Origin of the sequence: Rhizobium sp. YJ-22 (assembly GCF_029601685.1) — a bacterium.
Taxonomy (GTDB): domain Bacteria; phylum Pseudomonadota; class Alphaproteobacteria; order Rhizobiales; family Rhizobiaceae; genus Metarhizobium.
Map to the genome: position 1 here is coordinate 76,151 of NZ_JARRIR010000012.1, position 24,697 is coordinate 100,847.

Annotated in this window: 22 protein-coding genes and 1 riboswitch; of the genes, 11 read left to right on the top strand and 11 right to left on the bottom strand. The window is 64.9% G+C overall.

What is annotated here, in order from left to right; genetic code table 11:
* Nucleotides 1–82: 82 nt before the first annotated feature.
* Nucleotides 83–295: riboswitch (cobalamin riboswitch) on the bottom strand.
* A gap of 63 nt (nt 296–358) precedes the next feature.
* Nucleotides 359–1,780, bottom strand: a complete 1,422-nt coding sequence (locus P7F60_RS23915) for a short-chain fatty acyl-CoA regulator family protein (protein WP_277920207.1) — start codon at nt 1,778–1,780, stop codon at nt 359–361.
* A 162-nt stretch (nt 1,781–1,942) separates the two neighbouring features.
* Here P7F60_RS23915 and P7F60_RS23920 point away from each other — a divergent pair, with 162 nt between their 5' ends.
* The 8 genes from P7F60_RS23920 (at nt 1,943) to P7F60_RS23955 (ending at nt 11,446) form a co-directional block, all read left to right on the top strand.
* Nucleotides 1,943–3,457 carry an MmgE/PrpD family protein gene (locus P7F60_RS23920; RefSeq protein ID WP_277920208.1) on the top strand — a complete coding sequence of 505 codons (1,515 nt, stop codon included), beginning with the start codon at nt 1,943–1,945 and terminating at the stop codon, nt 3,455–3,457.
* 17 nt (nt 3,458–3,474) lie between these two features.
* The gene (gene prpC / locus P7F60_RS23925; RefSeq protein WP_277920209.1) at nt 3,475–4,641 is read left to right on the top strand and encodes a 2-methylcitrate synthase; all 1,167 of its coding nucleotides are present in this window, start codon (nt 3,475–3,477) and stop codon (nt 4,639–4,641) included.
* A 10-nt stretch (nt 4,642–4,651) separates the two neighbouring features.
* Nucleotides 4,652–5,569, top strand: coding sequence for a methylisocitrate lyase (prpB, locus tag P7F60_RS23930; protein WP_277920210.1), 918 nt, complete (start codon nt 4,652–4,654; stop codon nt 5,567–5,569).
* Nucleotides 5,570–5,882: 313 nt separating this feature from the next.
* Nucleotides 5,883–7,244, top strand: coding sequence for a lipopolysaccharide biosynthesis protein (locus tag P7F60_RS23935; RefSeq protein ID WP_277920211.1), 1,362 nt, complete (start codon nt 5,883–5,885; stop codon nt 7,242–7,244).
* Nucleotides 7,241–9,130 (top strand): alpha/beta fold hydrolase, encoded by a 1,890-nt coding sequence (locus P7F60_RS23940; RefSeq protein WP_277920212.1) that lies wholly within the window; start codon nt 7,241–7,243, stop codon nt 9,128–9,130. The genes P7F60_RS23935 and P7F60_RS23940 overlap by 4 nt, the downstream gene beginning before the upstream one ends.
* Nucleotides 9,131–9,399: 269 nt before the next feature.
* A complete protein-coding gene (locus tag P7F60_RS23945; protein WP_277920213.1) occupies nt 9,400–9,798 on the top strand; it encodes a DUF1236 domain-containing protein in 399 nt (132 codons plus the stop codon).
* 65 nt (nt 9,799–9,863) lie between these two features.
* Nucleotides 9,864–10,421 carry a BA14K family protein gene (locus P7F60_RS23950; RefSeq protein ID WP_277920214.1) on the top strand — a complete coding sequence of 186 codons (558 nt, stop codon included), beginning with the start codon at nt 9,864–9,866 and terminating at the stop codon, nt 10,419–10,421.
* A gap of 140 nt (nt 10,422–10,561) precedes the next feature.
* Nucleotides 10,562–11,446 carry a transglycosylase SLT domain-containing protein gene (locus tag P7F60_RS23955; RefSeq protein WP_277920215.1) on the top strand — a complete coding sequence of 295 codons (885 nt, stop codon included), beginning with the start codon at nt 10,562–10,564 and terminating at the stop codon, nt 11,444–11,446.
* Here P7F60_RS23955 and aroE read toward each other — a convergent pair whose 3' ends face one another.
* On the bottom strand, nt 11,447–12,295 hold the full coding sequence (gene aroE, locus P7F60_RS23960) for a shikimate dehydrogenase (protein ID WP_277920216.1): 849 nt from the start codon (nt 12,293–12,295) through the stop codon (nt 11,447–11,449).
* Nucleotides 12,296–12,311: 16 nt separating this feature from the next.
* Nucleotides 12,312–13,838 (bottom strand): GMC family oxidoreductase, encoded by a 1,527-nt coding sequence (locus P7F60_RS23965; protein WP_277920217.1) that lies wholly within the window; start codon nt 13,836–13,838, stop codon nt 12,312–12,314.
* Between the two features lie 123 nt (nt 13,839–13,961).
* Here P7F60_RS23965 and P7F60_RS23970 point away from each other — a divergent pair, with 123 nt between their 5' ends.
* Nucleotides 13,962–14,831 (top strand): AraC family transcriptional regulator, encoded by an 870-nt coding sequence (locus P7F60_RS23970; protein ID WP_277920218.1) that lies wholly within the window; start codon nt 13,962–13,964, stop codon nt 14,829–14,831.
* Nucleotides 14,832–14,892: 61 nt separating this feature from the next.
* On the opposite strand, the gene P7F60_RS23975 is transcribed toward P7F60_RS23970, so the two are convergent.
* From P7F60_RS23975 to P7F60_RS23985, 3 genes are all read right to left on the bottom strand, one after another.
* Nucleotides 14,893–15,423 carry a DUF4142 domain-containing protein gene (locus tag P7F60_RS23975; protein WP_277920219.1) on the bottom strand — a complete coding sequence of 177 codons (531 nt, stop codon included), beginning with the start codon at nt 15,421–15,423 and terminating at the stop codon, nt 14,893–14,895.
* Nucleotides 15,424–15,433: 10 nt separating this feature from the next.
* Nucleotides 15,434–16,381: an alpha/beta hydrolase gene (locus P7F60_RS23980; RefSeq protein ID WP_277920220.1), complete on the bottom strand. Its 948-nt coding sequence runs from the start codon at nt 16,379–16,381 to the stop codon at nt 15,434–15,436.
* Between the two features lie 347 nt (nt 16,382–16,728).
* Nucleotides 16,729–17,460 (bottom strand): GntR family transcriptional regulator, encoded by a 732-nt coding sequence (locus P7F60_RS23985; protein ID WP_277920221.1) that lies wholly within the window; start codon nt 17,458–17,460, stop codon nt 16,729–16,731.
* Nucleotides 17,461–17,675: 215 nt separating this feature from the next.
* Here P7F60_RS23985 and P7F60_RS23990 point away from each other — a divergent pair, with 215 nt between their 5' ends.
* On the top strand, nt 17,676–18,689 hold the full coding sequence (locus P7F60_RS23990) for an SIS domain-containing protein (RefSeq protein ID WP_277920222.1): 1,014 nt from the start codon (nt 17,676–17,678) through the stop codon (nt 18,687–18,689).
* A gap of 82 nt (nt 18,690–18,771) precedes the next feature.
* A complete protein-coding gene (locus P7F60_RS23995; protein WP_277920223.1) occupies nt 18,772–19,578 on the top strand; it encodes a PfkB family carbohydrate kinase in 807 nt (268 codons plus the stop codon).
* Here the strand turns inward: P7F60_RS23995 and P7F60_RS24000 are convergent.
* The 5 genes from P7F60_RS24000 to P7F60_RS24020 all read right to left on the bottom strand — a co-directional run bounded on the left by P7F60_RS24000 (nt 19,567) and on the right by P7F60_RS24020 (nt 24,694).
* Nucleotides 19,567–20,469 carry a DMT family transporter gene (locus P7F60_RS24000; protein WP_277920224.1) on the bottom strand — a complete coding sequence of 301 codons (903 nt, stop codon included), beginning with the start codon at nt 20,467–20,469 and terminating at the stop codon, nt 19,567–19,569. The genes P7F60_RS23995 and P7F60_RS24000 overlap by 12 nt on opposite strands.
* A complete protein-coding gene (locus P7F60_RS24005; RefSeq protein WP_277920225.1) occupies nt 20,459–21,430 on the bottom strand; it encodes an amino acid ABC transporter permease in 972 nt (323 codons plus the stop codon). Before P7F60_RS24005 ends, P7F60_RS24000 begins: the two co-directional genes overlap by 11 nt.
* 20 nt (nt 21,431–21,450) lie before the next feature.
* Nucleotides 21,451–22,731, bottom strand: a complete 1,281-nt coding sequence (locus P7F60_RS24010) for an FAD-binding oxidoreductase (RefSeq protein ID WP_277920226.1) — start codon at nt 22,729–22,731, stop codon at nt 21,451–21,453.
* Between the two features lie 81 nt (nt 22,732–22,812).
* Nucleotides 22,813–23,640: a transporter substrate-binding domain-containing protein gene (locus tag P7F60_RS24015; RefSeq protein WP_277920227.1), complete on the bottom strand. Its 828-nt coding sequence runs from the start codon at nt 23,638–23,640 to the stop codon at nt 22,813–22,815.
* A 178-nt stretch (nt 23,641–23,818) separates the two neighbouring features.
* Nucleotides 23,819–24,694 carry a hypothetical protein gene (locus tag P7F60_RS24020; protein WP_277920228.1) on the bottom strand — a complete coding sequence of 292 codons (876 nt, stop codon included), beginning with the start codon at nt 24,692–24,694 and terminating at the stop codon, nt 23,819–23,821.
* Between the last annotated feature and the right edge of the window lie 3 nt (nt 24,695–24,697).

A 24,697-nucleotide genomic window follows, 5' to 3' on the forward strand; every position in this document is an offset into this window, starting at 1 on the left:
TTCTGGGGGCATGGGTAAAGCGGACGCATGCAGGCGCTGCCGTTGCCGGCAGCGGGCAAGCAACCACCGGGACACCCCGCCCGTGGACGTTATTCGTCGTGGCAGGTCTCCTGGCTTGCGGGTCGTCGCCGCTGTCCGTCTTCCCGAGGCTTTCGCCTCAGTGACATCGTGGACAGCGGCTCGCCGCTTACAGTTGCGGGGGCAGCTCCGGGATTGCCATGGGCGCACCGGATTCCCTCTTAGCCCCGGGGGCGCAGGTCGACTGCTCCGGGGAACCATGACAGGGGCATATCCTCCGAAATCCCGGGGGATGTCAATAGACATAAAGAAATCTTTATATGTTTATTAGATTCGTTCGTCACGAGGCCGAATAGGGCGCGAAACTCGCCACCCGCTCGTCGACCACCAGCCGCCGGGCAAGCGCGGGAAAGGCGCGCTGCGAGCAATCGGCGCGTTCGCAGAGCTTGCAGCCCACGCCGATCGGCGTGCGCGCACCCGGATCGCCAAGCGCCAACCCCTTGGAATAGACCAGCCGCCCGGCATTCTCCAGGTCGCAGCCGAGCCCGATCGAGTAGGCCTTCGCCGGCGCGCCGAAACCGCCGCCGCGATGCGACACGGTGCGTGCGATCCACAGATAGGCGCGCCCGTCCGGCATTTCGGCAAGCTGCGTGCAGATGCGCCCGGGCGTGGCGAAGGCCTCATAGACGTTCCACAGCGGACAGGTGCCGCCGACCCGGGAAAAGTGAAAGTTCGTCGCCGACTGGCGCTTGGAAATATTGCCGGCGCGATCGACGCGCACGAAGAAGAACGGCACGCCGCGCGCCTGCGGCCGCTGCAGCGTGCTCAGGCGATGGCAGACCGTCTCGTAGCCGACATTGAATTTCTGCTCCAGCAGGTCGATATCGTAGCGCAGGGCCTCGGCCGCCTGCAGGAAGGCCCCGTAGGGCATGATCAGCGCGCCGGCGAAATAATTGGCAAGCCCGATGCGCGCCAGGGCCCGCGTCTCGCCATTGCCGAACTGGCCCGGCCCCGCCAGCCGGTCCAGCAGGCCTTCCTGCTCCAGGAAACAGAGCTGGGTCGCGAGTTGGAAGGCGCGCTGGCCCTCGCTCAACCGCGACGACAGGCTGAGCGTCTTGGTGGCCGGATCGAAGCGGCGTTGCGCCGCCGCCCCCGGCTGGTCGCGGCCGATTTCGACGGCGACCCCGTGCTTCTGCCGCAACCGGTTTTCGAGTGGGGCGTCGAATCGGCCGAGCGGCATGTTGAGATCGCCGGCCAGCCGTTCGGCAATCTCGTCCAGTTCGGGGATATGGTTGGCGCGGGCCGAAAAATAATCGCGCACTTCCTCGTAGGGCATCGTCGGCAGGCCTGCTGCCGGTGGCTTGCGGTCGTCGCCAAGCACCGTCGACAGCGCCTCCACCTGCTCGACCGCCCGGCTCCCTTGCCGGTGCAGGGCGTGGACGGCACGGGCGACCGCCGGCATGTTCGCGGCGATCTCACGCATCTCCGCCAGGCTGACCGCTTCTCCGCCATGCAGGCTCGCGAAGGCCTCGCGCAGCCCGCCGACCAGCCGCGCCTCGTCCTCGTCGGAGAAAAGCTGCACGTCGACGCCGAAGGCGGCGTTGAGCCGCAGCAGGATCGGCACGGTGATCGGCCGCTGGTTGTTTTCGATCTGGTTGAGATAGCTCAGCGAAATGCCGAGGCTGTCGGCCAGCCCCTGCTGCGTCAGCCGCCGCTCCTCGCGCAGGCGCTTCAGCCGCACTCCCACAAACGCTTTCTTCACCGGACATCCCTTCTTCGCAACCTTTGCAATTCTGCGGAAACGACTTCGCAAATATCTGCATTTTCAGTCATTTGCGCCGAATTCAGGATGTAGATATTGCGAATAAATACCGGCTTGGCAAGCGCCGCGCCTTCAGACGACAACACTCCGGGAGACGCATTCGTGAAATCGCATACCGTCCGCACCCACAAGTCCGCCGAACATCTCGCCCGTGAAGACCAGCTTGCCTGGAAGATCGCCGCTGTCGCCGCCGACGATGTCGCCATCGAGGACGAGGTCGTCCAGATGATCGGCAACCGCATCATCGACAATGCCGCGGTCGCCGCCGCCTCGCTCGCCCGGCGGCCGGTCGCCAGTGCCCGGGCGCAGGCGCTCGCCCATCCCTATGCGCCGGGCGCCACCGTCTTCGGCCTGCCCGGCACCCGCCGCGTCTCGCCGGAATGGGCCGCCTGGGCGAATGGCGTCGCCGTGCGCGAACTCGATTTCCACGACACCTTTCTCGCTGCCGATTACTCCCATCCCGGCGACAATATCCCCGCCATCCTCGCCGTCGCCCAGCATTGCGGCCTGACCGGCAAGGCGCTGGCGCGCGGCCTCGCCGCCGGCTATGAAATCCAGGTGAACCTCGTAAAGGGCATCTGCCTGCATGAGCACAAGATCGACCATATCGCCCATCTCGGCCCTTCAGCCGCCGCCGGCATCGGCGCGGCGCTGAACCTGCCGGTCGAAACGATCTATCAGGCGGTGCAGCAGGCGCTGCATGTGACGACCACCACCCGCCAGTCGCGCAAGGGCGAGATTTCGAGCTGGAAGGCCTATGCCCCGGCTTTCGCCGGCAAGATGGCGGTCGAGGCCGTCGACCGGGTGCTGCGCGGCGAAGGCGCCCCTTCGCCCGCCTGGGAGGGCGAAGACGGTTTCATCGCCTGGCTGCTCGGCGGCCCCAAGGCCGAATACAGCGTGCCCCTGCCGCAACCCGGCGAGGCCAAGCGCGCCATCCTCGACACCTACACCAAGGAACATTCCGCCGAATACCAGAGCCAGGCGCTGATCGATCTCGCCCGCCGCATGGGGCCGAAGATCGGCGATCTCTCGCAGGTGGCAAGCATCGTCATCCACACCAGCCACCACACCCATTATGTGATCGGCACCGGCGCCAACGACCCGCAGAAGATGGACCCGCAGGCAAGCCGCGAAACCCTCGACCATTCGATCATGTATATCTTCGCCGTGGCGCTCGAAGACGGCGGCTGGCATCACGAGCACTCCTATGCGCCTGAACGGGCGAGCCGGCCGGAAACGATCGCGCTCTGGCACAAGGTCTCGACGGTGGAAGATCCCGTTTGGACGCGGCGCTACCACAGCCACAATCCCGCGGAAAAGGCTTTTGGCGGCCGCGTCGTCGTCACGCTTGCCGACGGCAGGGTGATCGAGGACGAGCTGGCGATCGCCGACGCCCATCCGCTCGGCGCCCGCCCGTTCCGGCGCGCCGACTACATCCATAAATTCCGCACGCTGGCCGACGGCGTCGTCGCGCCGGCCGAGCAGGATCGCTTCATCGCCGCCGTCGAAAGCTTCACGCTGCTGCCGGCCGGCGATCTCACGCGTCTGAATTTTGAGGTCGCACCCGAAACCCTCGGCCCCGCCGCCGCCAGGGGCATTTTCGACTGGACCGCTTGAAGCCGGAGGAGAAACCCATGACATTGCCCAAGCCGAAGAAATCCGTCGCCCTTTCCGGGGTCGTCGCCGGCAACACCGCACTGTGCTCGGTCGGCCGCACCGGCAACGACCTGCATTATCGCGGCTACGATATCCTCGATATCGCCGAGGCCTGCGAATTCGAGGAGATCGCCCATCTGCTTGTCCATGGCTGGTTGCCGACGGCGGTCGAGCTTGCCGCCTACAAGACGCGGCTGAAGGCGCTGCGCGGCCTGCCGGATGTCGTCCGGCGCACACTGGAACTGCTGCCGGCCGCAACCCATCCCATGGACGTCATGCGCTCAGGCGTCTCGGCGCTCGGATGCGTGCTGCCGGAAGCGGTCGATCACAACCATCCCGGCGCCCGCGATATCGCCGACCGACTGATGGCCTCCTTCGGCTCCATGCTGCTCTACTGGCATCACTTCGCCCAGAACGGCAGGCGGATCGACGTCGAGACCGACGACGAATCCATCGGCGGCCATTTCCTGCACATGCTGCACGGCGCGCCGCCGAAGCCGTCGCATGTGCGCGCCATGCACACCTCGCTGATCCTCTATGCCGAGCATGAATTCAACGCCTCGACCTTCACCGCCCGTTCGATCGCCGGCACCGGATCGGACCTCTATTCCGCCGTCGCCGGCGCGATCGGCGCACTGCGCGGTCCAAAGCACGGCGGCGCCAACGAGGTGGCCTTCGAGATCCAGAAGCGCTACGCCGATCCCCCCGAGGCGGAGGCGGATATCCGTCGCCGCATCGAGGCCAAGGAGGTGGTGATCGGCTTCGGCCATCCGGTCTATACCGTTGCCGATCCGCGCAACCAGGTGATCAAGCGGGTGGCGCGCGGCCTGTCGGTCGAGGCGGGCACGACGAAGATGTTCGACATCGCCGCCCGCATCGAGGCCACCATGGCCGAGACCAAGGCGATGTTTGCCAATCTCGACTGGTTCAGCGCCGTCTCCTATCATCTGATGGGCGTGCCGACGGCGATGTTCACCCCGCTCTTCGTCATCGCACGCACCTCCGGCTGGGCCGCGCATGTCATCGAGCAGCGGATGGACAACAAGATCATCCGCCCCTCCGCAAACTACACCGGACCGGAAAACCGCAGCTTCCTGCCGATCGACAGGCGCGGCGAGGCCGCCGCGCCCTCGAAAGCCGCCTGAGGATTGACCGATGCCCTATCTCGTTTCGCATGACCTGCCCGCCGAGCCGGCGGGCCTCCGCTTCCGCGCCCTGGTGGAAAGCGGCGGCATCCTGCAGCTTCCCGGCGCGCATAACGGCATGGCGGCGCTGCAGGCCAGGGCCGCCGGGTTCGCCGGCCTCTACCTCTCCGGCGCAGCGATGACCGCTTCCATGGGCATTCCCGATCTCGGCATCGTCACCGTTGACGAGGTCGCCTTCTTCATCCGTCAGATCGCCCGCGCGAGCGGCCTGCCGCTGCTGGTCGACGGCGATACCGGCTATGGCGAGGCGCTGAACGTCATGCACATGGTGCGGACCTTCGAGGATGCCGGCGCCGGCGCCGTCCATATCGAGGACCAGTTGCTGCCCAAGAAATGCGGCCATCTCAACGACAAGAAGCTCGCCGATGCCCATGACATGGCGGCCAAGGTCGCCGCCGCCGCCCGTGCGCGCCGCCACCTCTATCTCATCGCCCGCACCGATGCCGCCGCCAGCGAAGGCATTGACGGGGCGGTGGCGCGCGCGAAACTCTTCGTCGAGGCCGGCGCCGACGCCATCTTCCCCGAAGCGCTGGCCACCGCCGAGATGTTCCGCGAATTCGCCCGCCGCATGCCGGGCGTGCCGCTGCTCGCCAACATGACCGAATTCGGCCGCACGCCCTTCTTCACGGCCTCCGAATTCGAGACGATGGGCTATCGCATGGTCATCTGGCCGGTCTCTTCGCTGCGCGTCGCCAACAAGGCCCAGGAGAAGCTCTATGCCATCCTGAAACGCGACGGCTCGACCAGGGCCATGCTCGAGGAGATGCAGACCCGCGCCGAACTCTACGACACCATCGGCCTCGCCGCCTACGAAGCCCTGGACGCCTCGATCGTCAGCACCGTCCTGCCGGAGCCGGCCGCCTCATGAATGACGCCGCCGCGATCTCCGCCGCCTGCAGATAGACACAACTTTCACGAATACCGTTTCGGCGCGTTAACCTTCGCGCTAACATCCTGTACGTCGTTTACGCTTTACGGCGATGGATCTTCTATAGACCAAGGGCAGTCCGGCTTCCTGGCCCCCTATCGCATGATCCATGATGGAACAGGCGGGGCGCATGAATTCGCATCGTCATCGGTGCGGCGGATCGGTGTTGGGAGTATGATGATGCCATCGACGGGCTGGTTAGGGCGGCGGATGTCTGGCGTTGCGGAGAGGGCGTATGGCATGGGGGTGGCCCATGTCGGATGATATGGTCGCGCCGGCGGCCGGGCGGCCCTCGCTGTCGCAAAGGCTGCGCGATCTCCTGAAACAGCGGGATGTCTCGGGCATGGTGACGGCGGTCGTCATCAAGGTGATGGTGCTGACCCTGAATTTCACGCTGATCACGCTGGCCGCACGCGCGCTCGACCCCAGCGCCTTCGGCTATTATTCCATCCTCTTTTCCGCCGCCAGTCTGCTCTATATCGTTGCCGCCGTCGGCCAGGAGCCCTTCGTCCTGCGCATATGGAACGAGATGAAGGTGAACGCGGACGCCCCACGTCTCAAAGGCGCGTTGCTATTCACCTTCGTCGCCTCCGTTTGCGGCTCGCTGATCGCAACGGCGATCTTCTATCCCTGGGCGCTCACCTATGTCGGCCATGGCACGGCGCTGGCGACGCTTGCCTATCTCGTGATTTCGTCGCCGTTGCAGATCTGCATCCATCTGGTGCGCACCGAACGGGGCACCGTCTATGGCGATGGCCTGAGTTTCGCGATCGTCGGCCTCCCGCCCATCGTCTATCTCGGCATGTGCCTCGTCAACGGCACGCCAGCAGACATCGCCGATATTTTCACCGTGCTCGCCTGCGGCGCCTTCGTGGCGCTGCTGGCGCAGCTCGTCATGATCCGGCGCCACATCCTCGCGCTTTTTCCCGATTTCCGGACGGTGCGCGCCATCGTCGAGTTTCGCCAATGGCTTCCGCGCTCGGGCAAGCTCTGGATGACCGCTTCGCTCGAAGCGACCAACCAGTATATCGACGTGATCATCATCGGTTTCCTGATGGATCCGACGGTCGCGGGCGCCTATTTCGTCACCGTCCGCTTCGCCAACCTGTTTGCCGCAGCCGCCGACGCCGTCAACCTGTTCGCCACCCAGCACCTGCCCGCGCTCTACTACCGCGACGAGCGCGCGGCGCTCGCCAAGATGCTCGACAATCTCGCCTGGATCATGGCCTTCTTCACCGGCATGGGCCTTCTCGGCATCACCGCCGGCGGCTATCTGGCGCTATGGGTCATCAACGAGAACTACACCCAATATTACCCGCAATTGCTGATCCTGTGCCTGGGAACGGCAGCCGCCGGGACGACGCGGGCATCGACGCTGGCGCTGATGCTGTCAGGTCATGAAGGCCGCTATCTGCTGATCACCGCCATGGGCGTGTTGCTGCGCTGCCTCGCTTTGTTCGCTCTCGTCCCGCATTTCGGGATTACCGGGGCGGTCATCGCCAGCACCCTCATCTATGCCATCCAGGCCGTTGCCTTCCGTCGGGCCGACAAGGCGCTGACAGGCCTGGACGCCTCGATGTTCCGGTTGCTGCGCAAGCGGCCGGTGCCCGAATGAAAACGACCGGAAAAGCCGTCATCCTTCAATCCCCCGGCCTGCCGCAAGAGTCCGTGACCGCCATGACACGCCCGATTTCCGATCTCGAAAAAACCCAGCCATACCGCAAGGGCGAGCCCGGCGCGGTGGCGACTCCCGTGACCTTCTCGGACACGATTGGCCTTTTCACGCCCGCGCAACCGGGCCGGCAGGCCGGCGTCGCGGTGCTGCTGGCGAGCCCCTGGGGCTATGAGGACATGTGTACGCGCAAATTCTGGCGCGTCCTTGCCGAATCCCTTTCCGATGCCGGCATCGCCAGCCTGCGCTTCGATTATCCGGGCACGGGCGATGCCCTGGAATTCCGCGACCCGGATGCGGGTCTTTCCGCCTGGCGCGCGACGCTGCTTGCGGCCGCCGAGACCCTGCGCGGCCTGTCGGGCATGGGCGAACTCGTCGTCATCGGCCAGGGCATCGGCGCATCGCTGGCTTACGAAACCTTTGCCAATGAACGGCATGTCCGGGGACTGGCGCTGCTGGCGCCGGCGGTTTCCGGGCGTGGCTATGTGCGCGAAATGTCGATCTGGGCCCAGATGATCGAGGAGGCGCCGGAAAAGAAAGGTGGCACGCTGGTGTTCGGCGGCGTTGCGCTGCCGGAACCGCTGATCGCCGATATCAAGGGCATCAATCTCGGCCGCGCAGGGCCGTCACGGGTGAAACACTACCTGCTGGCGAGCCGCCACACGCCGCCGTCCGAAACCGCCTTGGCCGAACAGCTTCGCGCCCACGGCGCGACGGTCGAGCTGCTTGCCTATGAAGGCTATAACGAGCTGGTTCATGACCTCTCGACCTCGCGGCCTCCTTTGGCGATGATCGGCAGGGTGACAGACTGGATCGGCAGGATCGGGAGCGAGGACGCGCCGCTGCCGGGCATTGGCGCCATGCGGCAAGATTTCCCCGACCCGGCCAACATGCCTCTGTGCGGCGATGGGTTTGTCGAGACGCCTGTCCGGTTCGGTGAAGGCGAGCGCCTTTACGGCATCCTCTGCGAGCCGGCGGACGGTGAGCGCAAGGGCGCGACGGTGATCCTGCTCAGCACCGCCTATGAGCGAGCTTCCGGCTGGGGACGGATCACCGCGCTCGCCGCCCGGCAATTCGCCGCCAAGGGCATCGCTTCGCTGCGTTTCGACCCCGCCAATGTCGCCGACAGTCCGCCGCTGGCGGGCGTGCCGGCCCAGATCATCTATTCCGAGGCGCAGCATCTGGATGTCGCGGCGGCGATCGATTTCATCGAAGGCCGCGGCCTCGGGCCGGTCATCCTGACGGGACGTTGCAGCGGCGGCTATCTTGCCTTTCGTACCGCCGCGCGTGATCCGCGCGTCAGGGGCCTGGTTGTCGTCAATGCCTATACGCTGTTCTGGGATCCTGCCCAGTCGATCGACGAATGGCTGCAATTCTCGCCGCAGCGGCTGAGCTCTTACGGCTCCAAGGCGCTGAAACTGGAAACCTGGAAAAAGATCCTGCGCGGCGACGTCAACCTTGGATATGCCGCCCTCAATACCTTCCGCTTCCTGCGCAAGCGGCTTCTGGAATTTGCCGGGCCGCTGGCGGCGGCCGTGCCGGCGCTGTCGCGCGAGGGCCGGGAGGTCCATGGCGCGCTGCAGGCCATCCAGGCGCATCAGGCGGAACTGGTGCTGTTGTACCGGGATAACGATGTCGGCCTGCACCATTTTTCCTACCACTTCGGCGCCGACGGCGCGAAGCTGGCACGATATCCGAACGCGCGGCTCGTCCTCGTGCCGGATGCCGACCGCAACATGACCAAGCCGCATGCGCGCACTGCCTGCCGGCAGGAAATCGAAGCGCTGGCGCTGAAATTTCCGCCGGGCACCACGAACCAGCCATCGTAAGACAGGCCGCATTCCGGTTATCCAGACGACCCCAACTCCCCACGCAGCCGCCGGTCACACAGGCTGAAGCGGTTCGAAGCCGTGGCTGCCGCCGGAGCAATCTCGCATCTTTCATATCTGACGCGGGGATCAGGAACTGTTTGGCCGGTCGGGAATTTATACTTCGTCTCCGGTGGCTGCAGATGGATGAACGTTTCCAATGGCTTGCCGGGAGCATACGGCCACGCGCCCGCACAAAGGGTCGCGGCCTTTCAAGAAGGAGAACCGATATGCGTAAGATTTTCGTAGCCGTTCCGCTGACGATTGCCGCCCTGTTCACCACCGGCGCCCATGCCGAGGACGGCGCCCTGACCGGTGCCGTCGGCGGCGCGGCGACCGGTGCGATCGTCGGCGGCCCGGTCGGCGCCGCGGTCGGCGGCGTTGCCGGCGCGGTGATCGGCACGGCGATCGATCCGCCGCCGCAGAAGGTCGTCACCTATGTCCGCGAAGCGCCGATGCCGACAAAGAAGGTCGTCGTCGAGGAGCATGTCGTGGTCGGCACGGCCTTGCCGGAAACCGTCGTCGTCACGCCGGTGCCCGAGGATCCCACCTATGCCTATGCGGTGGTCAACGACGAACGCGTGATCGTCGAGCCTTCCTCCCGCAAGGTGATCCAGATCCTCAACTGACACTGAACCGACTCGAGGGCGCCGATCCGTTTTACGGGGCCGGCCCCTTGAGGGGAGCATGACCCATGAAACAGTTCGGCCGCTTTCTTTTCGCAATCGGCTCGGCGCTCGGCCTCTGCTTCGTCGGCTCGGCCACCGCCTCGCTGCTCATGTCGCCGCAGACGGACGGGCCGCAGATTCGCCAGGTCGACGTTACCGACCTGTGGACGATTCGCCCGGTGCGCGTCGATCCCTCAAGGCAGAATTTCGAACGCCTCGCCTCCATAGCGCCCGTCGATCCGCCCGCCTTGCCGCGCCCAGCCGCGCCTGTCGTCCAGAAGACGGCCGTGATCGACGATACGGCCGGCCAGCCCTCCGAAGCGCATGTCGCCTGGTGTGCCAACCGCTACCGCTCCTACGATCCCGGCAGCAATACCTATCGCTCCTATACCGGCACGGTTCGTACCTGCGTTTCGCCGCATATGGACGAAAGCCGCGCCGCGTCTTCGCCTGCCGGGCTGTCGCAGGCGCATATGTCCTGGTGCGCAGCGCGCTATCGTTCCTACCGGGCGCAGGACAATACCTATCGCTCCTATTCCGGCGAGCAGCTTGACTGCCTCTCTCCCTTCCTGCAGGACGGCTGATCGACCGAGGTCCCGGCTCGATCCGGTGTTGAGCCGAAATCCGCTCCGTGGTTAACTCCGCCTGCACAAGGATTGGCCCCCGGATTTGGAAAGGACCGGTCGCTTTGCCCCAGCCGGCAGGATTATCAGGAGCGGCGGCCATGGCGCTCTTCGCCATCCTCGCGCTGGCGGCAACAGCCCGTGCCGACGAGAACGACCGCGATGCCTGTCTTTACCAGGGTCACGACGGCGACCATGCGCTCTGCATTCGCAAGGAAAGGTTCAACACCGATCTCTGCGCCGTCATCGACCATTTCGCCACCACGCGCGATATTCCGCCGGCTTTCTTTGCCCGGCTGATCTGGCGCGAAAGCCTGTTCCGGCCGGACGCCGTCAGCCCCAAGGGGGCCGAGGGCATCGCACAGTTCATGCCCGGCACGGCGCGTCTCAGGGGCTTGCAGAACAGCTTTGATGTCATTCAGGCGCTGGATGCCTCGTCCAGCTATCTCAGCGATCTCAGGAACCGCTTCGGCAATCTCGGCCTGGCGGCGGCGGCCTACAATGCCGGCGAAGATGGCTTGCGTCGTTTTCTCACCGGCAACCGGCTGCCGATCGAGACGCGCGACTACGTTTTCATGATCACCGGCGCCTTCATCGAGACCTGGCGCGACAATCCGCCGGAGAGCGCCGCACCCGAGCTCGCCAGGGATACGCCCTTCCAGCAGGCCTGCGTGACGCTCGCCGAGACGCGGCGGATGCGCGAGCCGATCCTTTTCCAATCCGCCGACTGGGCGCCCTGGGGCGTGCAACTTGCCGCACATTACAATCCTGCGGTCGTCGATCGCCTGTTCAATCTGGCATTGATGAAACTGCCGCCGCCGCTGAGCGCCGAACGGGCGCTGTTCGTGCGTCAGCGCGGCGGCAATTTCGGCGCGCGGCCACGCTACGCCGCGCGGATCGGCCGGGAGAACCGGGCAGAAGCGACGAAGCTCTGCACCGCCATCCGTGCCGCCGGCGTGCCCTGCACCGTGTTCAGGAATCGATGATCAAAGGCCGAGATCGAGCAGCGCCCGGCGCATGACGGCGGCATCGGCGTCGATGCCGGTCCAGTAGCGGATGGCAACGATGCCCTGGTTGACGAGCATGCCGAGACCGTCGGCGGTGCGACAACCACGCGCCTGGGCCGCCCGCAGGAACGGCGTCAGCGGTGGATTGGGAATGCCGTCGGCCACAACCATGTCCGGCCGCAGGCTGTCGGCATCGATATCCGGCATGGCCTCGACATCGGGAAACAGGCCGATGGAGGTGGCATTGATGAGGATATCCGTCCCTTCCGGCACGACATACCGGCTCATCCACGGTTGATAACGGACGATTGCCGGCGTATTGGCATCGATGATCGCCGCCACCTCCTCGCCGCGCCCCGCGCTGCGATTGACGATGGCGATTTCGGCAGCACCCGCCAGCGCCATCTCGACACCGACCGCGCGCGCCGCGCCGCCGGCGCCGAGCAATACGACCCGCTTGCCGGCGGGATCGACGATCGGGGCGAGCGCGGCCACAAAACCCTTGCCGTCGGTATTCTCGCCGATCAGCCGCTCGCCGCGGCGCACGACGGTGTTAACCGCGCCGATGATGCGGGCGCTTTCGCCAAGCCCGTCGAGATGTTCGATGACCGCGACCTTGTGCGGGATCGAGCAGTTGAAGCCCATCCAGCCCATGGCGCGGGCGCCGCGCACGGCATCGGCCAAGGCTGACGGCGCCACCTCGCAATTGAGATAGCGCCAGTCGAGGCCATGATGGCGATAGGCGGCCTCGATCATGGCGACCGTCGGATTTTCGGCGGCCGGCATGGCGAAGGAGCCGGTCAGCGGCGACAGGAAATTATGGGTCATGAAAAGCTCCAGAAAGTCAGGCGGCGAGATCGTCGTTGCGCCAGGCGGTGCGCAGGTGATTGCCGACCCGCAACGCCTGTGCGCAGACGGTCAGGGCCGGATTGAGCGCCGCCGAGGACGGGAAGAAGGAGGCATCGACGACATGGAGATTGCGGTGATCATGGGCGCGACACAGGCCATCCAGCGCCGACGTGGCGGGATCGTCCCCCATGCGCACCGTGCCGCATTGATGCGACGGCGCCTCGATGCCGAAATCGTGGCGCAGCACCAGCGGGAAGATCCGCCCGAGCCGCGCCTTCACATGCCGCACGAAGCGGTCATGCGCCGGCCGGTCGCCGGGCCGGTAGTCGATCTCCACCTGATCGTTGGCAAGCAGCCGCACCCGGCTCAACGCGTTCGGCAGATCCTCCGACATGCACAGCCAGTCGACGCTGTGGCGGCCGAGCAGGTTGGCGAGCGGGCGCGGCACCCAGGAATAGGCGGCGCGGATCATCGGCCCCTGGATGTTGCCGAGCATCTGCACATTGCCCCGCGCCGCGCCATCGCCGGGCAGGCCGTGATAGAAATCGTTGACCGACAGGGTTTTGGGAAATTTCGTGTCGTTGACCCGCAACGGCATCAGTCCCATGAGTCCGGTCAGGTGATGGTTCATCAGGTAGCGGCCGACGACGCCGGAGCGGTTGGCAAGCCCGTCCGGACAGGTTTCACCGGCCGACCGCAGCAGGATCAGCGCCGAATTGATCGCCCCGGCGCTGAGCACGAAAAGCGGCGCCTCGACCCGGATCACTTGGCCCTCGCGGCGGATTTCGGCCGCTTCGATGCGCCCGTCCGCTCCCGGCAGCAGCCGCATGACCTGCGCCTTCGTCCATAGCGTGACATCGGGATGCTTCAGAATCGGGCGGATCAGCCGCGTCTCGCCATCGCCTTTTGCGCCGTACCGACAGGCGAAAGCATCGCAGGCGCCGCAGCGGCGACAGAGACCGCCCGGCCCGAAATCCACCGCCGAGGGCATATGGAAGGGACGAAGCCCATCGGCGCGCAGTTTTTCGGCCATGTCGGCAATGACCGGCTCATGCGCAATGGCGGCATGATCATAAGCCGCCGAGCGGAACGGCTCGGTCGGATCCAGCCCCGCCTGCCCGCGCACACCGAAAAGACGCTCGGCCTCGCCATACCACGGCTCCATGTCGGCATAGGAAACCGGCCAGGCGGGCGAAACGCCATCCTCATGGTCCACCGCGCGAAAATCGCTTTCGCGGAAACGGAACATCGCGGTGCCATAGAATTTCGTATGCCCGCCGACGAAGTAGTATTGGCCGGGGCGATAGCGGCGACCGTTCCGGTCCTGATATTCCTCCCGTGTCTTGTAGCGCGCCTGCACGAAGACGGCTTCGGCATCGGAATTTTCCGGCTCCTGCGGCAGGAAATCGCCACGCTCGACGATGAGGATTCTTGCGCCCGTGCCGGCGAGTTGGCGCGCCACCGTGCCGCCGCCCACGCCCGAGCCGATGATGACCACATCCGGTCGAATTGCCGTATCCATCCGCGAACCCCTTGAACTGTCCGCGCCAATCTAACGACGGCAACGGATTGCACCATTCCCTCCGGCCGCATGATTTTGTACGATTGCCGCATTCTTTCAGTACAGGAAGGGAGCAATGCACCAATGCAGCCCTGGTTCGAAACCGTCACCATCCCGCGCGACCGCTCCTGGCTGCTGTTCGACCGGCAATTGCCCGACTTTCCCTTCAACTGGCATTACCATCCCGAATTCGAACTGACGCTGACGGTCGGCAGTTGCGGGGTGCGCTTCGTCGGCGATCATGTGGAGCGATATGCACACGACGATCTCGTGCTGCTCGGCCCAAACCTGCCGCATGCCTGGCAGTCCGAGGCGCTGGTCGGCGATGCGCCGCTGCACCGCGCTATCGTCTGCTGGTTCACCCGCGACTGGATCGAGGGGCTGATGGCGCTGATGCCGGAATATGCGAGCCTCGGTCCGCTTGCCGCCGCGGCCGGGCGCGGGCTGGAATTCGACGACGAAACGGTGGCGCGGCTTCGCCCCCGCATGCTGGCGCTGGGCGCCTTGGCGCCCGCCCGGCAGGCGCTGGAATTGCAGTCGATCCTGCTCGACCTTTCCGCCGCCGACGGCCGACAACTGGCGTCGGGAGAAATTTCGGTCGGCGGAAACCCGCGCGACCGCGAGCGAATGCGCCGGGTGCTGACCTGGCTGCATGCACATTATCGGGAGCCACTGCGGCTGGAGCCGCTCTCGGCCATCGCTCATTTGACCGACAGCCAGTTGCAGAGGGTGTTCAAGCGCAGCACCCGTATGTCGATCAGCCAGTATGTCGCGCAACTGCGCATCGGCCGGGCCTGCCAGATGCTGGTGCAGACCGACTTGTCGATCGGGCATATCGCCGCCGAATGCGGCTTTTCCGACATGGCCCATTTCGCCCGTCAGTTCCGCGCCGCCAAAGGTGTTGCGCCAACCCGTTACCGGCAGGACTTCAAAGCTTCAGCAGGGCGTGGATGAGCCCGGCATGCGAAAGCCCGCCGAAGAGACCGGCGGGCTTTCGCAGAGTTGGCGGTCGCCGTCAATGGGCGGCGACAAGCTTCATGACATGAGATTTGTGCATTTCGAGCGTCGGCAGCGTCTTCTCGGCAAAGGACTTGACGGCTTCGTCGTCACCGCCCTTGGCATAGGTGGCGAAGAGGGTCACGGCCTCCATATGCGCGACCGTCTGCATATCGATGTAGAGCGCCTGGAATTCATCGCCCGATGCCGCATCGAGCAGTTTCAGCATCGCAGCATGTTTCGGCGCCAGTTCCGGTTTGGCGTCGCCGGAAAGCTTTGCCGCCTTCTTCAGCGCCTCGCCCGCCTTGGTGTGGTCGGCGACCATCTGTCTGGCGAATTCCTTGACATCCCCGGCGCTCGCCTTCTTCTCGGCGATCCGGCTGGATTCGATTTCGAAGGCGTTCGAACTTTCGACGGTCTTTACGAAGGACATCTTTTCGATGTTCATCGCGGCGGCGGCCTTGCCGGCATTCTCGAGTTTTGCAGCCTGGGCGACCGGCGCGGCCAGCAGGAAACCCGAGACGATTGCGGTGGAGATCCATATTCTCATCGGTCGCTCCTCACTTTACACTGTCGAAGGCGGCGGTCAGATCGGTGATCGCCATATCCATGGCCTGCTTGGCCTGCGGCACGACCTTGGCCATGCCGAAGAATTCATGGGTGACGCCATCGAAGGTCTTGACGTTGACCTTTACACCCGCCTTCTCAAGCTTTTCGGCATAGGTTTCGCCTTCGGAACGCAACGGATCGATCTGGGCGAGGATCACCGTCGCCGGCGCGACGCCGGCAAGGTCGGAACGACCGTCGAGATCGATGCGCGGATCCTTCGCCTGATCCATGGACGTGGTGACATGTTTCACGAACCATTCCATATCCGCCTTGCCGAGCGGCTTGGCATTGGCATTTTCCTTGTAGGACGGCGTGTTCATGTCGCTGCCGGCGACGGGATACACGAGAAGCTGGTGCACGGGTTGCCTGGTCTTTTGTGTCTTGGCCATCAATGCGACGTTGGCGGCGAGATTGCCGCCGGCGCTTTCCCCGGCGACCGCGATCTTCTCCGCATTGCCGTTCAGTTCATGGATGTTTTCGACCACCCATTGGTAAGCGGTCCAGGCATCGTCGTGGGCTGCGGGAAACTTGTGCTCCGGCGCATGGCGATATTCAACCGAAACCACGATCGCCTTCGCGCCGGCGGCAATGGCGCGCGGGCTTGCATCATAGACGTTGATGTCGGCGATCACCCATCCGCCACCATGATAGTAGACGACGACGGGGAACGGTCCCTTGCCGTCCGGAACGTAGACCCGCGCCGCCAACCCGCCATTCGGCGAGGGAATGGCGATATCCCTGGTGGTCACCTTCGCTTCCGGATCGGAGGAAATGTGCTTTTCCCATTGCAGGGCGCGGGCGGCATCGGCGGGGCTCGCCTGCATGCGTGCTTCCGGTACAGACAGACCGGCAACGGGTTTGGCTTCCAGTGCCTGGAGCTTGTCCAGTACGGCCTGCATTTCGGGAGCCGGCTTTGCCATATCCTGGGCCGCAGCCAGGGGGGCCCAAACGACGATCGTAACGGCGGCCGCGGCAGTCAGCCGGGCCATTCGGGAGCATAAACGCATGGCAGGTTCCTTCGTGATGGTGCCGTTCCAACACCGTCGTCCCGCGATTGTTCCCAAAGGCCTTGCGATGCGCCCGGAGAACTTCGCTGCCTTTGGCCGGTTCGCCCGAGATGCCGCCCGCGCTGACTGGAGATGCCTGTCTTGAGAAGCACGACCCATGGCTGCCGCATGCCGCTCAACCGAGAAGGCGCTGGGATCAGACGTGGGCTTGCAGCGCCGGATGGAGCCGCAGACGCCGCTTATTTGCGCGTCAGGCTGAAGGAAAAATGGCTGCCGCGATGGTAGTCGATGGCATAGTTGACCGGAACGCCGGCTGCGTTGAAACAGATTTCCTTGATCAGCAGCGCCGGGCCGAAATCGCCGAGATCATGCCGTTCGACCACGTCCTGCGGCAGCAGCACGGCCGAAACGGTGGCTGCCGACATGCGGGGACGGTTGCGATACGTATCCAGCAGCGCGATCAGCGAGCCGCTCCAGTCAATGTCGAACAGCCGCGTCGGGATGATGCTGCGCGGCACGTAATCGACGCAATAGAGGATCGGCGCATCCTCGTGCAGCCGCAGCCGCTCGATGCGGATGACGCGGTCGCCTTGCGCGAGTTGCAGATCCTCGGCCAGCCGCTTGTCCGGCTTCTCCTCCGAGATCGACAGAACCTTGTTGACCGGCCGATAGCCGTAATGCCGCGTCATGTCGGTGACGCTTTCGAACACGGTGATGGGACGATCGACCTGCACAGCCGACAGCGCCGAGACGAACCGGCCGCGCCCATGCTCGACATAGATGATGTCGTCCTGTTCCAGCAGTTTCAGCGCCTCGCGCAGCGCCGGCCGGGAAATCTTGAAACGCTGGGTCAGTTGCGCCTCGGTCGGCAGCTTGTCGCCGGGCTTCAGTCCCTCCGAACGGATCAGGTCGGCGATCCGGTCACGCAACTGAACGGCAAGGGTGCGGGAATCGCGAAGGGGCTCCTCCAAGGGATTGCCTCATATGCTGGTTGTTGCAACCTTCTTCTTGTCTGACAAATAGTGTCGGGTCAAGTTTTATCACCCGGCCGACGACACGGCGCTTGCGGCGATCATCAGGGATTTCCAAACGCAGGGCAGCTTGACAGCACCTCGCAATGATGTCAGTTGTCTTACAACATTATTGAAGGTGACCCGACCGTCGCCAGGCCATCGAGAGACCCGCCATGCTGAACTTCGACGAACAGAGATTCCTGCGTATCCAGACGGGCGCCGTTGCGCTGCAGAAGCGCCTCGAAACGGTGATCAACACCTGCCTGGCAGAGGGCGCCGACAGCATCTTCTTCCTCGGCACCGGCGGCGCCGCGATCCTGATGCAGCCGGCGGCGCAATTGCTGCAGCGCCGTTCGCGTTTTCCGGCCTTCCTCGACATGCCGGCCGAGATCGTGCTGACCGGCTGCGCCAACCTCACCGAAAAATCCATCGTCGTCATGCCCTCGCTTTCCGGCACGACCAAGGAAAGCGTGGCGCTGCTGGCGAAGCTGAAGGAAATCGGCGCGACCGTGATCACGCTGGTCGGTCATGCGGAAACGCCGCTCGGCAAGGGCGGCGACCATGTCTTCGTCAACTTCGCCGAGGACGACACGTCCTGCGAATCCTTCTACCTGCAATCGCTGTTCATCGCGCTGGCGATCCTGAAAGCGCGCGGCGAAATCGAGGGTTACGAACGCATCGTCGCCGAGCTGGTGTCGCTGCCGCCGCTGCTGCTGGAGGTGAAGCGCGCCTATGAGCCGAAGGCCGAGGGTTTTGCCAAGATCCTCGCCGGCGCGGATTACCACATCGTCACCGGCGCGGGAAACGTCTGGCCGGAAGCCTTCTATTACGGCATGTGCATTCTGGAGGAGATGCAATGGATCCGCACTCGCCCGGTGCATGCCTCCGATTTCTTTCACGGCACGCTCGAACTGGTGGAAAAGGACGTCAGCGTCATCCTCTTCAAGGGCGAGGACGCGCTTCGGCCGCTGGCCGACCGCATCGAGAATTTCGCCCCGAGCTATACCGACAGGCTGACGGTGCTCGATACCGCCGATTTCGAACTGCCTGGCATTTCGGCGGAGACCCGCACCCTGATCTCGCCGGTGCTGCTCGCCACCGTTCTGGAGCGCATCAGCGCGCATCTGGAAGTGCTGCGCGACCATCCGCTGACCACGCGCCGCTATTACAAGAAGGTTGCCTATTGAGCCGCCCGGCCCGATATCGTTAATCCTCGGCCGCGCGGGCGAAAAAACTCGCGCGGCCTTTTCGTTCGCAGCGAGGCTTTTCATGGGCTCTTTCCGGTTCGCCGCCGTCGGCGACAATTGCATCGATCGTTTCCGGCCGCCGCTGAACCAGTCTCTGGTCGGGGGTAACGCGGTCAATGTCGGCGTGCAACTGGCGCGGCTCGGGCAAACCGCCTTCTATTTCGGCGCGGTCGGCGAGGATGCCGATGGCTGCCGCACGCTCGATCTGCTGGCGGAAAACGGCGTGCGCCTCGACCATGCCGAAACGCGTCCCGGACTGACGGCGTATACGGATATCGAAGTGCTTCCCTCGGGAGACCGGGTCATCGCCTATGAGGATTTCGGCGTCTGCGCCGGCTACCGCCCCTCGCCTTCCGACATCGAGGCGCTGAAAACCATGGACCATGTGCATATCGGCTGGCTCGACGATGGCGGCGCGCTGCGGCGGGCGCTCGCAGCGGCGGGCGTCAGCGTTTCCCAGGATATTTCGGTCAATGCCGATCCCGGCAATCTCGGCATAGACGGGCTGAGCGTCGCCTTCGCTTCCGCCGGCGACGGCGATGCCGACAGCCTCATGCGGTCGTTGCTCGATGGTGGTGCACATACCGCCGTCGTTACCCGAGGGGCGAACGGGTCCGCGGCGATGGACGGTAGCCTGCGGGCCGAAACCGGCATACGCCCGGTCGAGATCGTCGATACGACGGGGGCCGGCGACAGTTTCATCGCCGGCTTCCTCGCCGCCTTTTTAGGCCGTGCGCCGCTGCAACGCTGCTTGGAGGCCGGCCGCGACCATGCCAGCTGGACCTGTACCCATGTCGGGGGTTTTCCGCAGCGGCCTCTACCCTTGTGACGCTTTCTTGAGGACGAGCCAGCCGGAAAGAATAATGATCGCCGCGCCCGCCAGCGTATGCAACTCGACAGGTGTAGCGAACAAGAGCAGGCCAAACAGGCAGCCCCAGACGATCTGGCTATACTGGAAAGGCGCCACCACCGAAGCCTCGCCGATGCGGAAGGCGCGGACGAGCAAGCCGTGGCCCATGAGCATCGCCAGCCCGCCGGCCAGCGCCAGCACGAGATCGGTGGTGCCGACCGCCGCCAGGCCTTCAGTCACCACGGCAAGGCCGAGCGCCAGGGGCGCCAGCACCACCAGCGCGCTCGCCACCAGCGCGTCGTCGGTCTCCGCCAGCTTCGCCTTGCGCAGCAGCACCAGTGACAGCGCAAAGAGGACCGCCGAACCAAGCGCGGCGGCATGGCCGTAATTCAGCGGCGCCACGCCCGGCTCCAGCGCCACGGCGACGCCGGCGAAACCGATGAGCACCCCGCACCAGCCGCGCGCCGACAGCCTTTCGCCCAGCAGCAAGAAACTCAGCACCGCCACCAGGATCGGCGTCAGGAAGGCGATCAGATAGGCCTCCGCCAGCGGCAGCTTGGCAAAGGCATAGTGGATCAGCACGGTATCGCCGGCCAGAAGCGCGCCGCGCAGCAGCGCCAGCTTCGGCTCGCGCGGCACCAGCCGCCGCACCTGTCCGCGCACCAGCGCCTGTCCTGTCAGGAAGATCAAGCCGACGGCGGTGATCATGAAAGTCACCTGCGGCGGCGGCAGATGCCCGGCCAGCAGCTTGACGAAGACATCCGCGCCGGAAAACAGCGCGAAGGCGCAGAGAACGACGCCCGCCGCCCGTCCGTTGGCGGGCGTGACGGCGGCGGCATCGATGGACAAGGGCGACGGCTCAACGGACATTGAAGCGGCCGAACCTTTCCTCGATCCGGGCCTGCGCATATTCGAGGCAGATGGACAGGATCCAGTAGATCATCGAGGCGGTGATCAGCATTTCGATGTGGCGGAACTCCGTCTGCCCCTGGGTGCGGGCGAGATACATGATTTCCCAGACGCCGACGACGGAGACCAGCGAAGAATCCTTCAGCATGGCGATGAACTGATTGCCGGTCGGTGGAATGATGACCCGCATCGCCTGCGGAAGGACGACCAGCGCCATGGTCTGCGAGGGGCTGAGTCCCAGAGCGGTCGCGCCTTCCGTCTGCCCGCGCGGAATGCTTTCGATGCCGGCGCGGAAGATTTCGGTCATATAGGCGCCGTAGCACAGCGACAACGCCAGAATGCCGGCCGGCACCGCGCCGATGACGTAGCCCACCTGCGGCAGGCCGAGATAGATGATGTAGATCTGCATGAGCAGCGGCAGGCCGCGAAACAGCGAGGTGTAGAAGGTCGCAAGACCGTAGATGACACCGTTGGTCGACAGCTTGGCGATGGCGCCGGCCAGCGCGATCACCGTGGCGATGATGATCGAGATCGCCGAGATATAGAGCGTCGTCGTCACCCCTTGCGTGATCAGGTAGCCGATCTTCTTGGCGATGAAGGCGAAGGACAGGTCGAAGGAATAGAAGAACAGCATCAGCAGGGCGAACAGCTCGACCCAGACGCCGACCACCTGCTGACGGCGCGACAATTGCCGCAGCAGCTTCCAATTGGCGGCGACGATCAGCGCGATCAGCAGCGCCGAGACCAGCCGGCCGGCGGCCTGGTTTTCGCCGAGCCAGGCTGACGACATCGGCAGAAGATGCCCAAGCCAGGCAGAGCTGATGCCGAGCTGGTAGAGGCCAAGCGTCACGACGAGAAGGAAGAACAGGCTCGCGGCGCGACGCGACGCCTCCGGATAGGTCAGTATCAATCGGCCGATCATCGTAGTCGATCCCCCTCGCCTCAGGCGGCGCGCTCGCGCCACCAGTCCTGGGCCTGCAGTTTCCAATAGGTGAGCTGCGCCACCGCCAGCCCCGCGAGACCGCCGGCCCAGACGAGGCCGAAGGGCGAAAACAGGCTGTAGCGTTCCGACTGACCGAGAATGCCCTCTGCGATCACCTTGCCGCCGATGGCAGTGGTGTTGAGCCCATGGCCGCCGAAGGCGGTGCAATACCACACGCCATCCCGCATCTTGCCGATCTGGGGCATGAGATGGCGGGCATAGGACATCAGCCCCGACCAGGCGAGCTCGGTCTTCAGGCCTGCCAGTTGCGGATAGGTGCCGACCATCTCGGCGCGCAATTCCTTGACCAGCGCCTCCGTCGAGGCGGCGCGGGTGGTGATGCGCCCGCCCCAGAGCAGCCTTTTGCCGCCGTCGATCACCCGGTAATAGTCGCCGGCGCGGCGATTGTCGCCGATGGCGTCCGAGGTGGCGATGGCCGAAGCGATCATATCGGGCGCTTCCTCGCTGACCATCACATAGGTGGCAATCGGCAGGAAGGCGCGTTTCAATGCGCCCAGCAGCGCCCCGGTATAGCCGCCTGTCGTGAACACCACATGCCGGGCGAAAACCTCGCCGCCGGCGGTCGCCACACGTTTCTGCGCGCCATCGAGATCGACGGAACGGGCCGGCGAGCCCTCGAAGATACGCCCGCCAAGCCGCTCGATCTCACGGGCGACGGCGCGCAGGTAATTCAGCGGATGCATGTGGAAGGCGCGGCCGTCGCGCAGCGCCTGGAAATAACGCTCGGATTTCAGCACGGAGCGCACGCGGTCGCGCTCCATGAATTCCAGCTCGTAGTCATAGTCGCGGCGCAAGCCGTCGGCATAGGCCTTGAGGTCGGCGGCATCGTCGTAGCGCAGCACGCTCATGATGCCGGGGATCGGCCGGGCGTCGCCGATGCCGAGGTCGCGGATGGTGTCGCGCACGAAATCCATGCCTTCGATCGACATCATATGCAGCTTGCGCGCCGCCTCCTTGCCGGCGATGCGGGCGATCTCGTCGCTGCCGGTGGCATACCCGGCGCCGACGAAGCCGCCATTGCGGCCGGAGGCGCCGAAACCGACACTTTCGGCCTCCAGCACGATGACGGACTGGCCGGCACGGGCAAGCTGCAGCGCCGTCGTTAGGCCGGCGAGCCCGCCGCCGACGATCACGGTGTCGCATTCCTCGCGGCCCTTGAGCGCGGATCGCTCCGCCGGGTCGGTCATGGTGCGTCTGTAATAGGTATCCGGATAACTCATCGCGTGGGCTGCCTTCGGGAAACGTCAATCTTCGCCAACGGACAAGGCATGGAGGCGATCCCCCATGCCCTCATGCCGAAATCAGTCGGCGGCGTAGTCCTTGCCATACCACTTGGTGGTCAGCTTGCCGAGCGTGCCGTCCTTCTTCATGTCGGCGATGATGCCGCCGACCTTGGCGGTCCATTCCGCATCGCCCTTCTCGGCGATCACCACCAGCGGCTCCTTGAAGGCATATTCGCCTTCGAGAACCTTGAGCGGATAGCCGTTCTTGATGGCGTTGAGGGCGGTCTGTTCCGGCGCGATCACGGCATCGAGACGCACGCCGTTGCCGAGGCGCAGGTCGTCGAAGGGCAGCATGGAATCGGCAAAGGTGCGGACTTCGCCCGGCTCGATCTTGTATTCGATCGGCGGCAGGCCGGGCGCGTCGATTTCGAGCTTGCGGTTGATATAGTCTTCCGAGGTCGTGCCCGTCTCGACGCCGATCACCTTGCCGTTGAGGTCGGTGACCGTCTTGGCCTCGCTGTCCTTGTGAACCACGAAGACATAGGGGCTGTAATAATAGATGCCGACGAAATCGATCACCTGGGCGCGGGCCTTGGTCGGCGTCACCGAGCCAACGCCGAGATCGTAGCGGCCCTGCCAGCGGCCGCCGGTCAGCGTCTGCCAGTCCGGCGTCTCGAAGCTGACCTCGACGCCGAGGCGCTTGGCGATCTCGCGCGAGACGTCGATATCGAAGCCGACCATCTCGTTGTTGTCGTCGAGATAGCTCTGCGGCGGCCAGCCGCTGTTGGTGGCGACGACCATCGCCTTCTTTTCCATGACACGGTCGAGCGTCTGCCCCGCCTGGGCGGACACGGCGGCGGCGGCAAAGACCGCGCCGATGACGAGGCGCGCAAAGAGCTTTTTCATGAGGATCCTCCAGATAGGCTGCGTCAGCCTTTTCCCCGTTTATGTAAGATGTCTGACAACTAATGTGTGAAATAGGTTGCGATCCAAGTCAAGAGCGCGTGGGGCAAACAACCCATCAAAGGATGCGATGCATCGATATGGGTTGTGAATGGATGCGGACGAAAACTGTGACCAAATATCAGGCGGCGGCAGCCTGCCAGGCGGCTTCGATACAAGCGAGCTTGTCGATCTGGTAGGCCTCGTATTCGGTGAGGAAGTCCCGCGAAATCCAGAAGATCGAGGCGCCGCGCTTGGCAGACCAGCCGACATGGGCGGTGCGTTCCGAAGCTGCAAGCTTGCGCAGGAGATGCGTGCGGGTGATGCGCAGCGGCTCGCTCAACTGGCCGAAGGAGCGTATCCGTGTCGGAAACCGCTCCGCACCGGCGGGCGCGTCGTCGAGGCTGGCGATGATCTTGTCCATCAGCAGGCCGCCATCGTTCATGTCGCTGAACAGCGCGAGGATGCGGGCCGGCTGCATCGTCGTTTTTGAAGACAGCAGTTGTCGGACGATCCGAGGATGCATCTGCGCCAGAAGGCCAGGATCGCGGCGTAGCGTCGCGCGGCGAGAACCGCCGTCGAGGGCGTCGAGGCTTTCCAGATGCAAGGCGAGCCAGGTTTCCAGCGCCGCGACCGTCGAGCCGGCCAGCACCACCGGGCGCGAGCGGCGATCGGCGCCGGCCGGGCCGGCCTGCGCCATGCGGTAATGCAGCATTTCCTCGACGAAGCTGATCGCCGTGTTGCGGCTGGCAATGGCATGTTCCTTCACCGCCTCCAGGAAATGCGCGACGACCAGGCCGCGCTCGCCGCGTTCGAAGGCCATGGCGGTTGCCAGTTGCGCCAGCAGGTAACGCTGCTGCGTGCCGAAGATCGCGGCGATGCGCGGGATCTGGCGATGCACCGCCAGGAAGGCCCCGGCCTGGACCTTGAGCACGGCGCGCAGGGCCGGATGGGCGGCAATCGCCGTCCTGTCCAGTCCCGGCGGCAGGGGCTGCGGGACCGGAAACGGCGTTGGCAAAGC

Bases quoted from the DNA above. Each gene is read 5' to 3' on its own strand.
- P7F60_RS23980 (WP_277920220.1), bottom strand. From the start codon at position 16,381: ATGCAGGCCGTACTGGACAAGCTCCAGGCACTGGAAGCCAAACCCGTT.
- prpC (WP_277920209.1), top strand. From the start codon at position 3,475: ATGACATTGCCCAAGCCGAAGAAATCCGTCGCCCTTTCCGGGGTCGTC.
- P7F60_RS23975 (WP_277920219.1), bottom strand. From the start codon at position 15,423: ATGAGAATATGGATCTCCACCGCAATCGTCTCGGGTTTCCTGCTGGCC.
- P7F60_RS23995 (WP_277920223.1), top strand. From the start codon at position 18,772: ATGGGCTCTTTCCGGTTCGCCGCCGTCGGCGACAATTGCATCGATCGT.
- P7F60_RS23940 (WP_277920212.1), top strand. From the start codon at position 7,241: ATGAAAACGACCGGAAAAGCCGTCATCCTTCAATCCCCCGGCCTGCCG.
- aroE (WP_277920216.1), bottom strand. From the start codon at position 12,295: ATGACCCATAATTTCCTGTCGCCGCTGACCGGCTCCTTCGCCATGCCG.
- P7F60_RS23935 (WP_277920211.1), top strand. From the start codon at position 5,883: ATGTCGGATGATATGGTCGCGCCGGCGGCCGGGCGGCCCTCGCTGTCG.
- P7F60_RS24010 (WP_277920226.1), bottom strand. From the start codon at position 22,731: ATGAGTTATCCGGATACCTATTACAGACGCACCATGACCGACCCGGCG.
- P7F60_RS23970 (WP_277920218.1), top strand. From the start codon at position 13,962: ATGCAGCCCTGGTTCGAAACCGTCACCATCCCGCGCGACCGCTCCTGG.
- P7F60_RS24015 (WP_277920227.1), bottom strand. From the start codon at position 23,640: ATGAAAAAGCTCTTTGCGCGCCTCGTCATCGGCGCGGTCTTTGCCGCC.
- P7F60_RS23955 (WP_277920215.1), top strand. From the start codon at position 10,562: ATGGCGCTCTTCGCCATCCTCGCGCTGGCGGCAACAGCCCGTGCCGAC.
- P7F60_RS23965 (WP_277920217.1), bottom strand. From the start codon at position 13,838: ATGGATACGGCAATTCGACCGGATGTGGTCATCATCGGCTCGGGCGTG.
- P7F60_RS23990 (WP_277920222.1), top strand. From the start codon at position 17,676: ATGCTGAACTTCGACGAACAGAGATTCCTGCGTATCCAGACGGGCGCC.
- prpB (WP_277920210.1), top strand. From the start codon at position 4,652: ATGCCCTATCTCGTTTCGCATGACCTGCCCGCCGAGCCGGCGGGCCTC.
- P7F60_RS23950 (WP_277920214.1), top strand. From the start codon at position 9,864: ATGAAACAGTTCGGCCGCTTTCTTTTCGCAATCGGCTCGGCGCTCGGC.
- P7F60_RS24000 (WP_277920224.1), bottom strand. From the start codon at position 20,469: ATGTCCGTTGAGCCGTCGCCCTTGTCCATCGATGCCGCCGCCGTCACG.
- P7F60_RS23945 (WP_277920213.1), top strand. From the start codon at position 9,400: ATGCGTAAGATTTTCGTAGCCGTTCCGCTGACGATTGCCGCCCTGTTC.
- P7F60_RS24005 (WP_277920225.1), bottom strand. From the start codon at position 21,430: ATGATCGGCCGATTGATACTGACCTATCCGGAGGCGTCGCGTCGCGCC.